12 protein-coding genes are annotated in these 15,376 nt (G+C 44.0%); all 12 read left to right on the plus strand.

The genetic code is table 11. From position 1 onward, the window contains the following. Window positions 1–16 precede the first annotated feature (16 nt). Entirely contained in the window at window positions 17–3,142 is a 3,126-nt protein-coding gene (locus tag M3P07_RS12400) for a TAT-variant-translocated molybdopterin oxidoreductase (protein ID WP_249970228.1), read from the plus strand. 32 nt (window positions 3,143–3,174) lie between these two features. Then, the gene (gene nrfD, locus M3P07_RS12405) at window positions 3,175–4,899 is read left to right on the plus strand and encodes an NrfD/PsrC family molybdoenzyme membrane anchor subunit (protein ID WP_249970229.1); all 1,725 of its coding nucleotides are present in this window, start codon (window positions 3,175–3,177) and stop codon (window positions 4,897–4,899) included. A 2-nt stretch (window positions 4,900–4,901) separates the two neighbouring features. After that, the gene (locus M3P07_RS12410) at window positions 4,902–5,429 is read left to right on the plus strand and encodes a DUF3341 domain-containing protein (protein ID WP_249970230.1); all 528 of its coding nucleotides are present in this window, start codon (window positions 4,902–4,904) and stop codon (window positions 5,427–5,429) included. A gap of 4 nt (window positions 5,430–5,433) precedes the next feature. Next, on the plus strand, window positions 5,434–6,021 hold the full coding sequence (locus M3P07_RS12415) for a c-type cytochrome (RefSeq protein WP_249970231.1): 588 nt from the start codon (window positions 5,434–5,436) through the stop codon (window positions 6,019–6,021). Between the two features lie 15 nt (window positions 6,022–6,036). Beyond that, a complete protein-coding gene (locus M3P07_RS12420; protein WP_249970232.1) occupies window positions 6,037–7,371 on the plus strand; it encodes a quinol:cytochrome C oxidoreductase in 1,335 nt (444 codons plus the stop codon). Between the two features lie 27 nt (window positions 7,372–7,398). Beyond that, on the plus strand, window positions 7,399–8,457 hold the full coding sequence (locus M3P07_RS12425) for a cytochrome c oxidase subunit II (RefSeq protein ID WP_249970233.1): 1,059 nt from the start codon (window positions 7,399–7,401) through the stop codon (window positions 8,455–8,457). 42 nt (window positions 8,458–8,499) lie between these two features. Further along, complete coding sequence (locus M3P07_RS12430; RefSeq protein WP_249970234.1) at window positions 8,500–10,317, plus strand: cytochrome c oxidase subunit I; 1,818 nt, start codon at window positions 8,500–8,502, stop codon at window positions 10,315–10,317. Window positions 10,318–10,437: 120 nt separating this feature from the next. Further along, window positions 10,438–11,265 carry a GIN domain-containing protein gene (locus M3P07_RS12435; protein WP_249970235.1) on the plus strand — a complete coding sequence of 276 codons (828 nt, stop codon included), beginning with the start codon at window positions 10,438–10,440 and terminating at the stop codon, window positions 11,263–11,265. A gap of 4 nt (window positions 11,266–11,269) precedes the next feature. Beyond that, window positions 11,270–12,292, plus strand: a complete 1,023-nt coding sequence (gene ruvB, locus M3P07_RS12440) for a Holliday junction branch migration DNA helicase RuvB (RefSeq protein ID WP_249970236.1) — start codon at window positions 11,270–11,272, stop codon at window positions 12,290–12,292. A gap of 134 nt (window positions 12,293–12,426) precedes the next feature. Continuing rightward, window positions 12,427–13,527, plus strand: coding sequence for a nickel-binding protein (locus M3P07_RS12445; RefSeq protein ID WP_249970237.1), 1,101 nt, complete (start codon window positions 12,427–12,429; stop codon window positions 13,525–13,527). A gap of 90 nt (window positions 13,528–13,617) precedes the next feature. Beyond that, the gene (locus M3P07_RS12450; protein ID WP_249970238.1) at window positions 13,618–14,004 is read left to right on the plus strand and encodes a DUF4242 domain-containing protein; all 387 of its coding nucleotides are present in this window, start codon (window positions 13,618–13,620) and stop codon (window positions 14,002–14,004) included. A 304-nt stretch (window positions 14,005–14,308) separates the two neighbouring features. Then, window positions 14,309–15,373, plus strand: a complete 1,065-nt coding sequence (locus M3P07_RS12455) for a c-type cytochrome (protein WP_249970239.1) — start codon at window positions 14,309–14,311, stop codon at window positions 15,371–15,373. Window positions 15,374–15,376: the final 3 nt, after the last annotated feature.

Raw genomic sequence — 15,376 nt, forward strand, 5'->3', positions numbered from 1 at the left:
ATCTCAGATATATCGTATGGCATCAAACAAAAAATATTGGAAGAGCGAAGCGGAGTTAAATCCGAACGATTCCATTGTTGAGGCGCTAAGAAACAACGAATTCGCAGAGGAGATTCCAGTGGAGGAGTTTTTGGGGGATAAAGAAAATCTATCCGCCACAACCACCAATAGAAGGGATTTCTTAAAATATGTTGGCTTTAGTACGGCTGCGGCAACTGTGGCTGCCTGTGAAGGGCCAGTGCACAGGTCTATTCCTTACGTAGTGCAACCGGACAATATTGTTCCCGGTGTGGCCAATTACTATGCTACAACTATCGCCGATGGTTTTGACTTCGCCAGTATCTTGGTGAAGACCCGTGAAGGAAGGCCAATTAAAATTGAGAACAATACCGATGCCAAGTCAAACGGTAGTGCCAATGTCAGGGTACAGGCTTCTGTGCTTTCTCTTTACGATAGTAAAAGGGTACAAGGGCCATCCCAGAATGGAGAACCAGTGGAATGGAATATCCTTGATGCCAATGTAAAGGCCAAATTGGGAAGCTTAAAAGGATCCAATAGGCAAATTGCATTATTGACCCAGACCTATGCCAGTCCTTCTACTGAAAAATTGATTGCCGAGTTCAAAGCTGAATACGGGGATAATGTAAATCACGTGGTTTACGACGCAATTTCGGAAGATGCGGCTTTGAATGCTTTTGAAGCTGCTTATGGTGAACGTGCTTTGGCCGATTACGATTTTGGAAAGGCGGATTTGATCGTTTCCTTCGGTGCGGATTTCTTGGGTGATTGGCAAGGAGGTGGATACGATAGCGCTTATGCCAAAGGACGCGTTCCCATAAATGGAAAAATGTCCAAGCATATCCAATTGGAGTCCAATATGTCATTGACTGGTGCCAATGCTGATAAGCGGTATCCGATGACGCCAACCCAACAGAAGATTGCCTTGGCCAAATTGTATGGTAAGCTAAATGGAAGTAATGTTGGTGGGGGAACCTCCGATGTGGATTCCGCTGTTGATGCTGTTGCGGCACAAATCAAAAAAGCAGGAAATAAGGCGGTTGTTGTAACCGGCCTAAACGATATTAATGCACAAACCGTGGTTTTGGCCATCAACAAATTGTTGGCCAGTAAAGCTTTTGATGCTGAAAACCCTAAATATGTGCGCCAAGGAGATGCCGCAAAGGTATCCAAGTTGATTTCGGATATGAATGCCGGTAGGGTTGGAGTATTGATCATGGATGGTGTTAATCCGGTCTACTCTTTGCCTAATGCCGATGAGTTTGTTTCCGGACTTGGCAAAGTGGATGTTTCCGTAAGTTTTTCCTTTAGTAATGATGAAACGGCTCAATCTTCACAATTTGTGGCTGCTGCTTCGCATTACTTGGAATCTTGGGGAGATGCCCAATTGAAAAAAGGACAATTTAGTTTGGCCCAACCCGTAATCCGCGAATTGTTCGATACGCGACAGTTCCAAACCTCTTTGTTGAGCTGGATGGGCAAGGATCAAAACTATTACGAGTATATCAAAGAAAACTGGGAAACCACAATTCTTCAAGGAGCTGATTGGAACCAGACGCTTCAAGATGGGGTATTCGTTCCTTCTACGGCAGTGGAGGCAGAAGAGGCGCAGGTAGCCCAGGCTGTATCTGAAGAAGTTGAAGAGAGTTCAGGTTTTGATTCAATCAATGCTGCAGTCCGTGCTTTGGTGAACACCACAAGTTCTGGTAAGGAATTGGTGTTGTACTCCAAAGTTGGTATGGGGGATGGCAAGCAGGCCAACAACCCTTGGTTGCAAGAATTCCCTGATCCCATTTCAAGAGTTTCCTGGGATAACTATGTTACTGTGTCCAAAGCGGATGCGGTTGACTTAGGTCTAGAAAATTACAATGTGGCTGATGGGGGCTTGAACGGTAGCTATGTAAACCTTACGGTTGACGGTACTGTACTTGAGAATGTTCCTGTGATCATTCAGCCAGGACAGGCGAAAGATACCATTGGACTTTCTTTTGGATATGGAAGACAGGCAGGCATGAAGGCTGATATGGCTACTGGTGTCAATGCGTTTTCCTTATATAAAAACTTTTCTGATGTTCAGGCAGTTTCTATGGAGAAGGTTTCTGGAGATCACGAGTTTGCTTGTGTTCAGTTGCACAAAACATTGATGGGTAGAGGGGATATCATCAAGGAAACCACCTTGGAAATCTTCAATACAAAGGATCATGAGGAATGGAATCCCATGCCACATGTTAGCTTGAATCATGAAATGATTCCCGTGACCTCTCCTGATGCCGATTTGTGGGAGGAGTTTGATCGTTCCATTGGGCATCACTTCAACCTTTCCATCGATTTAAATGCATGTACTGGATGTGGGGCTTGTGTGATTGCTTGTCATGCTGAAAATAATGTTCCGGTTGTAGGTAAAGAAGAAATTCGTAAGTCCAGGGATATGCACTGGTTACGAATCGATAGATATTACTCTTCCGAAGAGAGCTTCGAGCAGGATAATGAGAAGAAGGAAGGCTTGGAAGGTCTGTTTGGGGACAAAGGTGCCCTTGGTGGATTTGGTGAAATGGAGGATGCTTCCGCAAATCCGGAAGTAGCGTTTCAGCCAGTAATGTGTCAACACTGTAACCATGCCCCATGTGAAACGGTTTGTCCGGTTGCGGCAACTTCACATGGAAGACAAGGACAGAACCAAATGGCTTATAACCGTTGTGTGGGTACTAGATATTGTGCCAACAACTGTCCATACAAAGTACGTCGATTCAACTGGTTCCTGTACTACGACAATGATGAGTTCGATTTTAACATGAACAACGATTTGGGTAAAATGGTCATCAACCCAGATGTGAATGTACGTTCCAGAGGGGTTATGGAAAAATGCTCTATGTGTATTCAAATGACGCAAAAGACCATTTTGGATGCGAAAAGGGACGGACGTGTTGTTAAGGATGGAGAGTTCCAGACCGCATGTTCAGCTGCATGTAGCAGTGGAGCTATGGTATTCGGAGACGTTAACGACAAGCATAGCAAGATCGCCGAGTTGAAGGAAGATGATAGAATGTACCATTTGTTGGAGCACGTGGGAACAAAACCCAATGTGTTCTATCACGTGAAAGTTAGAAACACCAACGAGGCTTAATCAATAAATAAGAAGTAACTAGAAGATAAATTATGGCATCGCATTACGAAGCACCTATTCGAAAGCCCTTAGTACTTGGAGATAAAGGATACCACGATGTTACCGTGGATATTGCCGCTCCGGTAGAGGGAAGAGCCAACAAACAATGGTGGATTGTGTTTACCATTGCCCTTGTGGCATTCCTTTGGGGTCTGGGATGTATCATCTATACCATTTCAACAGGTATCGGGGTTTGGGGTCTAAACCGAACGGTAAACTGGGCCTGGGATATCACCAACTTTGTATGGTGGGTAGGTATTGGTCACGCCGGAACCCTGATTTCGGCCGTATTATTGCTGTTCCGTCAAAAATGGAGAATGGCGATCAACCGTTCTGCGGAAGCCATGACCATCTTCTCGGTAATCCAGGCAGGATTGTTCCCGATCATTCACATGGGTCGTCCATGGTTGGGATACTGGGTTTTGCCCATTCCAAACCAATTTGGGTCGCTTTGGGTGAACTTTAACTCCCCATTATTGTGGGACGTATTTGCAATCTCTACCTACCTTTCCGTTTCCTTGGTATTCTGGTGGACAGGATTGCTTCCAGATTTCGCCATGATTCGCGATAGGGCTATCAAGCCTTTCCAAAAGAAAATTTACAGCCTGTTGAGCTTTGGTTGGACAGGTCGCGCCAAAGATTGGCAGCGTTTTGAGGAAGTTTCCTTGGTATTGGCCGGTTTGGCAACACCTTTGGTACTTTCCGTACACACCATTGTATCCTTTGACTTTGCCACATCGGTAATTCCAGGATGGCACACCACCATCTTCCCGCCTTATTTTGTTGCAGGTGCGATTTTCTCCGGATTTGCGATGGTAAACACCCTTTTGATCATAATGCGAAAGGTGTGTAACCTTGAAGCTTATATTACTGTACAGCATATCGAACTGATGAACATTGTGATCATGATTACAGGTTCCATCGTGGGATGTGCCTATATCACCGAGTTGTTTATCGCTTGGTACTCCGGAGTGGAGTATGAGCAATACGCCTTCTTGAACAGGGCTACCGGACCTTACTGGTGGGCATACTGGGCCATGATGACGTGTAACGTGTTCTCACCGCAGTTTATGTGGTTCAAGAAATTGCGTACCAGTATCATGTTCTCCTTCTTTATTTCCATAGTGGTGAACATTGGAATGTGGTTTGAGCGTTTTGTGATTATTGTGACTTCCTTGCACAGGGATTATCTGCCATCTTCCTGGACCATGTTCTCTCCAACTTTTGTAGACATTGGAATTTTCATTGGTACGATTGGATTCTTCTTTGTACTCTTCCTATTGTACTCAAGAACCTTCCCTGTAATTGCCCAGGCAGAGGTAAAATCCATCCTGAAATCTTCCGGAGAGCGCTTTAAAAATCTTCGTGAAGCAGGAAAACCCCTTTACGAGAAACCGTCAAAAGCAGGTAGCGTTGAAAAAGCGGAAGTGAAAGAGGAGCAAGCCGAAGCAGACCCAGCACAGCTGTCTTCACTTTTGGATGCCATCGGGACCTTTGATGCGGATAAGGATTCTGCCGACGATTTAAAGAAAGTTAAGGGAATAGGTCCCCAAATGGAGGAAACTTTGAACCAGATCGGAATTTTCACCTTTGCCCAAGTGAGCAAGATGACCGAAAAAGAATACAACCTGTTGGATTCCATTACCGGTTCCTTCCCTGGAAGGGCACAGCGCGATGATTGGGCAGGACAGGCTAAAATATTAAACGATAAAAAGTAGTTATGGCTTCAAAAGTTATACAGGCACTTTATAATGACGACGATGTGTTAATGCATGCCGTTAAAAAGGTTAGGGCGGAACACCATCATATTGAAGAGGTATATACCCCTTTCCCAGTGCACGGTTTGGACAAGGCCATGGGACTTGAGGATACCCGTATCGCCATTACATCTTTTATGTATGGATGTTTGGGTCTGGCAGTTGCCATCACCATGATGAACTATATCATGATTGACGATTGGCCTCAGGATATTGGTGGTAAACCTAGCTTTAGCTACATGGCCAACATGCCTGCATTTGTGCCGATCATGTTTGAGATGACCGTGTTCTTTGCAGCTCACTTGATGGTAATTACTTTTTATCTGAGAAGTAGGATGTGGCCGTTTAAAAAAGCCGAAAACCCCGATGTTAGAACTACGGACGACCATTTTTTGATGGAAGTTGGGGTGCATGATAACGAGGATGAGCTAACTGCATTGCTTTGGGGTACCGGAGCCGTGGAAATTAAAGTTACAGAAAAGGATTCTTAAGAATATGAAGCATTTTGGTAAAATAAGTGTTGTTTTGGCCTTGGTACTTTCCTTGGCATCTTGCGCGGACAAGAACAGCCCCAACTATCAGTACATGCCCAACATGTATGAGCCTGTTGGATATGAGACCTATCAAGGTTTTAATGATGGCGAAATAGTCCGTATAGGAATTTTCAAAGGTGTTTCATCTGCTTTGGTTCCGCCAGAAAATACCGTTGCAAGAGGGTATTTGCCCTACAAATTCGAGAACACCTTGGAAGGTAAGGATTTGGCCCGCTTGGAGCCTAGTCCTCTGGATTCTTTGGATAGGGAAGCCAATTTGACCAAAGGAAAGGAATTGTACGATATCTATTGTGCTATTTGCCATGGACCAAAAGGAAAGGGACAAGGTACCTTGGTGAAGCGAGAAAAAATATTGGGTGTGCCCAGCTACGAAGATGTGGCACGAAACATTACAGTGGGAAGTACTTACCACACCATTTACTATGGCCTTAACTCCATGGGATCCTACGCCGCGCAAATGGCGAACGAGGAAGAAATGTGGCAAGTGTCCGAGTACGTGATGAAATTAAAGGAAGACCTAACAAAATAATTGGATAAGTTTACTATGTACACGTTTTCAAACAGACTTAGAATAGGATCTTTCATTGCCATGGCAGTGGGACTGATTTTTTTGGCAATCGGTTTTGTTTCGGCTCCTAGCACTCCAGAAGAAGCAAGAGCAATTGTGGCAGCTTCACATGATGATCATCATGGAGGCGGACATGCCGAAGAAGCTTCCCATGGCGCAGAAGAAGCCCATGGGGCGGAAGCTGCGCACGATGAAGGACACGATGCTTCACATGATTTGCATTTGCTGCATCAACTTCAGAACAGACCATGGTCTGCCCTTTATGTAGCAGCCTTCTTTTTCTTTATGATTTCGTTGGGCGTATTGGCGTTTTATGCCATTCAACGTGCGGCCCAGGCTGGATGGTCGCCCATTCTGTTCAGGATCATGGAAGGTATTACCGCGTATTTAGTGCCCGGTGGAATCATTGTATTTGTGATTTTGGTACTTTCTGTATTGCACATGAACCACATGTTCGTTTGGATGGATGCCGACGTAGTGGCACACGATAAATTATTGCAGGGAAAAGCGGGATATCTAAATCCGACTTTCTTCTTGGTACGTGCCGCAATCTTTTTGGGAGGATGGATCTTCTATAGGGAATATTCAAGAAAATTGTCATTGGCACAAGATGCTTCTGAGGACAACTCCAACTTTGTAAAGAACTTTAGATGGTCTGCCGGATTCTTGGTATTCTATCTTGTTACAGAATCCATGATGTCTTGGGATTGGATCATGAGTGTGGACCCACACTGGTTCAGTACCTTGTTTGGATGGTATGTATTTGCGAGTATGTTCGTTTCCGGAATCACCGTAATTGCGTTGATTTCGATTTATCTGAAGTCCAAAGGATACTTGGAGCAGGTAAATGATAGCCATATACATGATTTGGCGAAATTTATGTTTGCCATAAGCATCTTCTGGACCTACCTATGGTTTGCCCAGTTTATGTTGATCTGGTATGCAAATATCCCTGAAGAGGTAACCTATTTTGTAGCGAGGTTCCAAGATTATAAAGTTCCATTTTTTGGCATGTTGGTCATGAATTTCATCTTCCCATTGTTGGTGTTGATGAACAGCGATTACAAACGCGTAAACTGGTTTGTAGTGATGGCTGGAATCGTGGTGTTGGCCGGACATTATTTGGACGTCTTCAACATGATTATGCCAGCAACCGTTGGGGACCAATGGCACATAGGAATACCTGAAATTGGTGGAATTTTGTTCTTTGGTGGATTGTTCGTTTTCTGGGTGTTCACCGCGCTTACCAAAGCACCTTTACAGCCCAAACGAAATCCATTTTTGGAAGAAAGTAGACAATTTCATTATTAATACGATTAAGTCTTAGAGAGATATACAATGACTGCATTATTAACATTGACTGTTTTAGTACTGGTGGCAATTGCAATCTGGCAAATGGCCAAGATTTTTGAATTGTCCCAGCTAAAAGCGGAAAACACTGGAGTAGCAACGGATAAGGACAACAAGTATAACGGATACTTGATGTTCGGCTTTCTATTCTTTATCTACGGAATAACCATCTTCAGCTTTGTAAAATATTCCAAAGTGCTCTTGCCAGAGGCATCATCCGAGCATGGAGGTGGATACGACCAGTTGATGTGGGTTTCCTTTGCCATCATTTTCTTTGTGCAGACCATAACCCAATTCCTGTTGCACTATTTCGCGTACAAGTATCGCGGTGAAAAAGGGAAAAAAGCCCTCTTCTTCGCAGACAATGACCGCTTGGAGTTTATCTGGACCATTATTCCAGTTATCGTATTGGCCGGATTGATCCTTTGGGGCTTATATACTTGGACCAATATTATGGACATCAATGACGAGGATGATCCCTTGATCGTGGAGCTGTATGCACAACAATTTAATTGGACCGCCAGATATGGAGGGGAGGACAATGTACTTGGTGATGCCAGTGTAAGACTTATTGATATTGACCGGGCCAACGTTTTGGGCTTGGATGAAGCTGATCCAAATAGTGCAGATGACGTTATCGTAAAGGAGCTTCACCTGCCAGTTGGAAGAAAGGTCAACTTTATGATGCGTTCGCAAGATGTACTGCATTCAGCATACATGCCACACTTTAGGGCACAAATGAACTGTGTTCCTGGGATGATCACACAATTCTCATTCACTCCGACCATAACCACGGAAGAAATGAGATTGAATCCGGATGTGGTGGATAAGGTTAAAAGAACAAATGCCATTAGGGCAAAATGGGCTGCTGAAGGGAGACCCAATTCAGAGCCATGGGAATTCGACTATGTGTTGATTTGTAACAAGATTTGTGGTAAGTCCCACTACAATATGCAGATGAAGATTATTGTAGAGACAGAAGAGGAATACAACAAATGGATTGCTGAACAAGCAACCTTCAAAGAAATGATAGCCCCGGCGGAATAATAAAGCCCAGCAAAAAAACTAAAACAAAATTTAAAGAAGATTATGTCAGCTACTGGACACGAACACGGACACGAAGATCACGGACATCATCATAAAGAGACCTTTGTAACCAAATATATCTTTAGTCAAGACCATAAGATGATTGCCAAGCAATATCTTATTACGGGTGTCTTGATTATGGGCTTCATCGGAATTGCAATGTCGTTGTTGTTTAGAATGCAATTGGCATGGCCAGGAGAATCTTTCTCCGTCTTTGAGGCATTCTTGGGCAAATGGGCTCCCGATGGCGTAATGGACGCCGACATTTATCTTGGATTGGTTACCATGCACGGAACCATCATGGTGTTCTTTGTACTAACCGCTGGTCTAAGTGGTACCTTTAGTAACCTGTTGATTCCATTGCAAATTGGGGCACGTGATATGGCTTCGGGCTTCTTGAACATGCTTTCATTTTGGATGTTCTTCTTGTCTGCAGTGATTATGGTAATCTCCCTGTTTGTTGAAGCTGGACCTGCCGCTGCCGGTTGGACCATCTATCCGCCCTTGAGCGCATTGCCAATGGCACAGCCTGGTTCGGGTGCAGGGATGACGCTCTGGTTGGTTTCCATGGCGATATTCATCGCATCATCACTACTAGGTTCCCTAAACTATATTGTAACCGTATTGAACCTTAGAACCAAGGGAATGTCCATGACACGTCTTCCATTGACCATTTGGGCGTTTTTCGTAACCGCGGTAATAGGGGTTATTTCGTTCCCGGTTTTATTGTCAGCAGCGCTTCTGTTGATCATGGATAGAAGTTTTGGTACTTCCTTCTTCCTTTCAGATATCTTTATTCAAGGAGAAGTGTTGCACTATCAAGGTGGATCCCCCGTACTTTTTGAGCACTTGTTCTGGTTCTTGGGTCACCCTGAAGTATATATCGTAATTCTTCCGGCCATGGGTATCGTATCCGAAGTAATGGCCGTAAATGCACGTAAACCTATTTTTGGATATCGGGCGATGATTGCCTCCATTTTGGCAATTGCCTTCCTATCCACCATTGTATGGGGTCACCACATGTTCATCTCCGGGATGAATCCGTTCTTGGGCTCCGTATTTACGTTTACCACCTTATTGATCGCAATCCCATCCGCAGTAAAAGCTTTTAACTGGATTACCACCTTATGGAAAGGCAATCTCCAGCTCAACCCCGGAATGCTCTTCTCCATAGGTATGGTATCAACCTTTATAACAGGTGGTCTTACCGGAATTATTTTGGGAGATAGTACCTTGGACATTAATGTACACGACACCTATTTTGTTGTGGCCCACTTCCACTTGGTAATGGGTATTTCTGCCCTTTACGGATTGTTTGCTGGGGTATATCACTGGTTCCCTAAAATGTTCCAGGGTAGAATGATGAACAAAAACTTGGGTTATGTCCATTTCTGGATTACCGCTATAGGATCTTATGGAATTTTCTTCCCCATGCACTTTGTGGGAATGGCAGGGGTACCCCGTAGGTACTACGAAAATACAGCCTTCCCCATGTTTGATGATTTGACCAATGTCCAGGTGTTGATGACGGTTTTCGCCCTCATCACGGCAGCGGCCCAGTTGGTATTTGCCTTCAACTTTATCCAAAGTATATTCTACGGTAAAAAAGGATCCTTGAATCCTTGGAATGCCACTACTTTGGAATGGACCGCACCTCAAAAGCACATCCACGGAAACTGGCCAGGGGCTATTCCACATGTACACCGTTGGGCGTATGATTACAGCAAGACCTATGAGAATGGGGAATACATCTTGCCAGGACAGGATTTTGTGCCGCAGACGGTGCCGCTACAAGATAATGAGGAAGAACTCAACCATTAAGGTGTTCAAAGAAAAAAAGAAGCCCATCTCTAACGGATGGGTTTTTTGTTTGTGGAGTTTGGTACAGCAATTGTTATCGCTAATTGTAATATCTTTAATAACCCATAAAAGCGAATTCTTTTGAAAAATCTTGCAATACTCCTCTTGCTGCTTTGCCAAGTAACCTTATGGGGGCAGCGAAAACCTAAAATTAAGGGCAGTAGGATCGTTACGGAGGTCAATGGGGAGCTTCCCATGTTCAATGCGGTACAGTTAAATGACGATTTGGATATCGTTCTTAAAAAATCCTTTGGTCCAGGCTATGAAATTATCGCAGATGATAATTTGATTGACATTCTTAAGTTCAAGGTGGTGGATGGTACCTTGATCATAAGTTCTTTCTACGATGTGACCGCCAAAAAACAAATGGATATCACCGTTAACTATACGGAGCTTCGAGCGATTACCGCCAAGGAAGGCAGAATTTCGGCCCCGGACATGATCAGCAGCGATGAACTTTTTGTGGATGCATTTGCCAACACCCGATTGGAAATTCACGCAAGCGCTGCGGTGATGGATATTAATTTGGAAGATAACAGCCGAGCCGATTTTAATGTGGATGTGGATTCCCTCAACATTAGTGTGAACAATAGGGCGGAAGGCTATGTTTACGCTGTGAACGAGGTTAGTTTAATAGACTTGGAACAAAATGGTTCCCTTACCTTTGAAGGGACTTCGGATAGGGTTGAAGCTAATCTGACCGGCAATTCGAGATTAAAGGGCGAAAAGATGGAGGCTGCAACCATTGCGGCAAAACTGGCAAACAGTGCGGTTGCCCGTTTGTACGCCTATCGCGACCTGGAATTGAGCGCCATCGACAATACCCGAATCTATTTATATGGAAATCCAAAGATTACTATTTTGGAATTTTTGAATACGGCACAACTGCTAAAAAAAGAGGAACCTTAAGAAGATGAACGAAAACCTGGATCCGACATCCGACAATTACTCCCAAGAAGAACTGGATATTGAAAGGGCTTTGCGCCCAATCACCTTCGATGATTTCACGGGTCAGGAGCAGGTATTGGAAAACCTAAAGGTTTTTGTGCAAGCGGCAAATCTTAGGGGAGAAGCCTTAGATCATACACTTTTTCATGGCCCTCCTGGATTGGGGAAGACCACCTTGGCGCATATTTTGGCCAATGAGTTGGGTGTGGGCATAAAAGTGACTTCTGGTCCAGTGTTGGACAAACCAGGTGACTTGGCCGGTCTGTTAACCAATCTTGAAGAACGTGATGTACTCTTTATAGACGAGATTCATCGGTTGAGCCCCATTGTGGAGGAATATCTGTATTCGGCCATGGAGGACTATAAGATTGATATCATGATCGAAACTGGGCCCAATGCCCGGACTGTCCAAATCAACTTAAGCCCATTTACCTTGGTGGGTGCTACTACCCGTTCGGGCCTTTTAACAGCTCCCATGCGAGCCCGTTTTGGCATCCAAAGTCGTTTGCAGTATTACCATACCGAATTACTCTCGACCATTGTGCAGCGCAGTGCGGATATTTTAAAAGTGCCAATTACTAACGAAGCCGCCATCGAAATTGCTGGCCGTAGTCGCGGCACCCCGAGAATTTGCAATGCCCTGCTTCGAAGGGTTCGGGATTTTGCCCAAATCAAGGGCAATGGAAACATCGATATGGAAATTTCCAAGTTTGGGTTGAAAGCATTGAATGTTGATGCCCATGGTTTAGATGAAATGGACAATAAGATCCTATCCACCATTATCGACAAATTTAAGGGCGGACCTGTTGGTATTACCACACTAGCCACGGCAGTCTCCGAAAGCGCTGAAACCATTGAAGAAGTGTATGAACCTTTCTTGATCCAACAAGGGTTTATAATGCGGACCCCAAGGGGGCGTGAAGTCACCGAACTGGCCTATAAACACCTCGGCAAGATTAAAGGAGGTCCCCAAGGGGAGCTTTTTTAACGTGCTGCCTGACCCATTTATCATATTTTTTGATTGATTTTTTATATTTTAAGTAGGTAAAGAGTACTTTCTTTAAGTAACCATTCCCGTCACTGAATCAATTTTGCGATTGGGATTTCAATCTTCACTTCAGGATGCCAATTTTTATGGACAGACATATTGTACCGGGTATTGAAGCCAAGCATGCGGCTCAGGCACATCGTGAGGATTTAAGAATTCAGGATGAATATGGTTGTCGGTGCATGACCTATTGGGTGGATGAGGATCGGGGAAGTGCCTTTTGCCTGATTGACGCTCCGGACATAGAATCCGTAAAACAAATGCATGACCGTGCCCATGGTCTCATACCCCATGATATTATTCAGGTCAACAGCAATGTGGTGGAGGCCTTCTTGGGAAGAATTAGCGATCCGGAAGCTTATAAGGACTTGGCGGACCCAGACTTAAAGATTTTTAACGACCCCGCTTTTCGCATCATTATGGTTGCAAAAACCCGTGATATCCAACTTTTAAAGCATGGGATTGGTCTTGAGAAGTCAAAAAAACTGATTTCCCTCTACCATGAAGTCATGCGTCAAGAGCTATTGAACTTTGAGGGAAGACAGGTAGAGACGGAGGATTTTGGATTTGTGGCCTCGTTTGTGTCGGTTACCCAAGCTGTGAACTGTGCCGTAAGCGTTCAGGAAAAACTCCATTTTGCCGCTGAGCTTTTGGAATTACGTATCGGACTTAATGCAGGAATGCCTGTTGATAAGAGCAAGGATTTATTTGGAGACACCGTAAAAATGGCAGATTACTTATGTTGGATGGGCAGCGGGAACCAGATAGTCTTGGCTTCGATAATTAAGGAGATATACAAGGGGGATGCAAAATCCCAATATGCAAGCACGCTGTTTAAATGGTTAAAACCTGTAGATGAAAACATACTTCAAATGCTAATGGATACACTTTCAGGACATTTCCAAAATGCCAAATGGAGCGTAAATGATTTCTGTATCAAAATGTCCATGAGCAAATCCAAACTTTATCGGAAGAGTACGGAATTGCTGGGTATGTCTCCCAACGAACTTTTAAGGGAATATCGATTGGTAAACGCTTTGGTGTTGCTCCGGACCAATCGCAATATTGCAGAAACGGCCTTCGATTCAGGATTTAGCAGCCCTTCCTATTTTATCAAGTGTTTTCAAGAACGATTCAATACCTCACCCTTAAATTACCAGAAGGCGCTGTTCTGAAACAAATGTGCTATTTTTTGGTGCATTCCTTAAATCTTTGTAGCATGATCTAGGATAGATTTGAAGTATTAATCTTTAAATCATAGTATCATGAAAAAATTGTGTTTACCCAGTATCACATTTCTTATTATTTTCTTTGTTTCCAATGCCGCTATGGCCCAACAGGAGAAGGCTCCTGCCTTGGAGCAAACCCATCACATGAAAACCTTTGTAATTGAAAGGGAGATACCCAATGCTGGGCAATTGACCCAGGAACAATTGCAGGGCATTTCCCAAAAATCATGTTCAGTATTGAAAGAAATGGGTCCAAAAATCGAATGGTTACATAGTTATGTCACCAATGACAAGGTTTACTGTCTGTACAAAGCAGCAGACATTAAACTAATACAAGAACATGCTTCAAAAGGAGGGTTTCCGGTTAACTCCGTTCAAGAATTGGCTACCGTCATAAATCCTTCCACGGCGAACCAAGATTAACCCTGGGACTACCCAAATTTACGCTGTCTTATTGGATGGCGTAGATTGTAGTCCATTTCTGTAATTATCTGATTATCAATTATTTTTGTACCTTTCAGCTAATCCCCATTTTATGGTACTGGTATTTATACGGTTTATTTTACCAATTATAAACCCTTATGGACCATTGGTATAATTCCACACTAAATATCAGAAGGTAAATTGCACTTTTGCGGTGTCCCCCCTTTGGTAAAAAGGACAATTTTTCATTATTAATCCGTCACGGCAGTACTTCCCCCTAAATGCTTAATAGGATAAATTAGGTATGGGAAGAATTAAAGGGATAGGGACAAACTCCTCCTCAAAACAATCTTTGGATACACTTCGCGAAATGCGAAGACTTTGCAAACAGCTTGGACTTTCCTTGCTTGGTATTTTGCTCATCTGCGCCACGGTTGTGGTCATGGCACTCGATGCCCAAAAGGGTGTTGTCGCTCCTGATGACATCTATTTTATGAGTTATGATGTTCAGCGGCTTGATACAAAAGCCGGCAACCAGCAAATAAAATTGGGCTATGACATCTTCGTCAATTCCCCAAAATACATCGGTCCAGTACAATCCGACAGTACCAAACAATATGCAGGCAATAACCTGGCATGCGCCAATTGCCACCTCGATGCCGGAACAAAACCGTTTGCAGCCCCCCTTATAGGAGTTATTAAAAGATTCCCGCAGTATAGGGGCCGGGAAGACAAAATGGGCACCATAGAAGAACGAATCAACGGCTGCATGGAACGCAGTATGAATGGACATGTGATGCCGGAAGATAGCGAGGAGATGCGTGCTATGATCGCTTACCTCGAATGGCTCGGACGGTATACACCTTCCAATGGTAAAATTGGCGGACAGGGCTTTCTAAAAATCGAAATTCCGGATAGGGCGGTGGATTTGCAACACGGAAAACAAGTGTTCCAGCTGCATTGTGTCCTCTGCCATGGCGAGGATGGACAGGGCCAGAAACAATTGGATGGAAGTCGGTATACGTACCCGCCACTTTGGGGCCAAGACTCCTATAACAACGGAGCGGGCATGACGCGTGTTATCACGGCAGCCAATTTTATCAAGGGCAATATGCCTTTTGGTACCACTTACGATAATCCGGTACTTACCGACGAGGAAGCCTATGATGTTGCCGGTTACATCAACCAAAAATTGAGACCGACCAAACCCAATCGCGAGGTGGATTTTCCAAACCTTGCCAAAAAACCGGTATCGACCCCCTACGGACCCTATGCGGATCCCTTTTCAATGGAACAGCACCAGAAGGGACCTTTTCAACCTATTATGGAATACTACAAAAAAGAGTTTAACCTTAATAAATCAAAATAAACA

Origin of the sequence: Flagellimonas myxillae (assembly GCF_023502235.1) — a bacterium.
GTDB lineage: Bacteria > Bacteroidota > Bacteroidia > Flavobacteriales > Flavobacteriaceae > Flagellimonas > Flagellimonas myxillae.

Coding starts and splice junctions, on each gene's coding strand:
- M3P07_RS12400 (WP_249970228.1), top strand. CDS start 17: ATGGCATCAAACAAAAAATATTGGAAGAGCGAAGCGGAGTTAAATCCG.
- nrfD (WP_249970229.1), top strand. CDS start 3,175: ATGGCATCGCATTACGAAGCACCTATTCGAAAGCCCTTAGTACTTGGA.
- M3P07_RS12410 (WP_249970230.1), top strand. CDS start 4,902: ATGGCTTCAAAAGTTATACAGGCACTTTATAATGACGACGATGTGTTA.
- M3P07_RS12415 (WP_249970231.1), top strand. CDS start 5,434: ATGAAGCATTTTGGTAAAATAAGTGTTGTTTTGGCCTTGGTACTTTCC.
- M3P07_RS12420 (WP_249970232.1), top strand. CDS start 6,037: ATGTACACGTTTTCAAACAGACTTAGAATAGGATCTTTCATTGCCATG.
- M3P07_RS12425 (WP_249970233.1), top strand. CDS start 7,399: ATGACTGCATTATTAACATTGACTGTTTTAGTACTGGTGGCAATTGCA.
- M3P07_RS12430 (WP_249970234.1), top strand. CDS start 8,500: ATGTCAGCTACTGGACACGAACACGGACACGAAGATCACGGACATCAT.
- ruvB (WP_249970236.1), top strand. CDS start 11,270: ATGAACGAAAACCTGGATCCGACATCCGACAATTACTCCCAAGAAGAA.
- M3P07_RS12445 (WP_249970237.1), top strand. CDS start 12,427: ATGCCAATTTTTATGGACAGACATATTGTACCGGGTATTGAAGCCAAG.
- M3P07_RS12450 (WP_249970238.1), top strand. CDS start 13,618: ATGAAAAAATTGTGTTTACCCAGTATCACATTTCTTATTATTTTCTTT.
- M3P07_RS12455 (WP_249970239.1), top strand. CDS start 14,309: ATGGGAAGAATTAAAGGGATAGGGACAAACTCCTCCTCAAAACAATCT.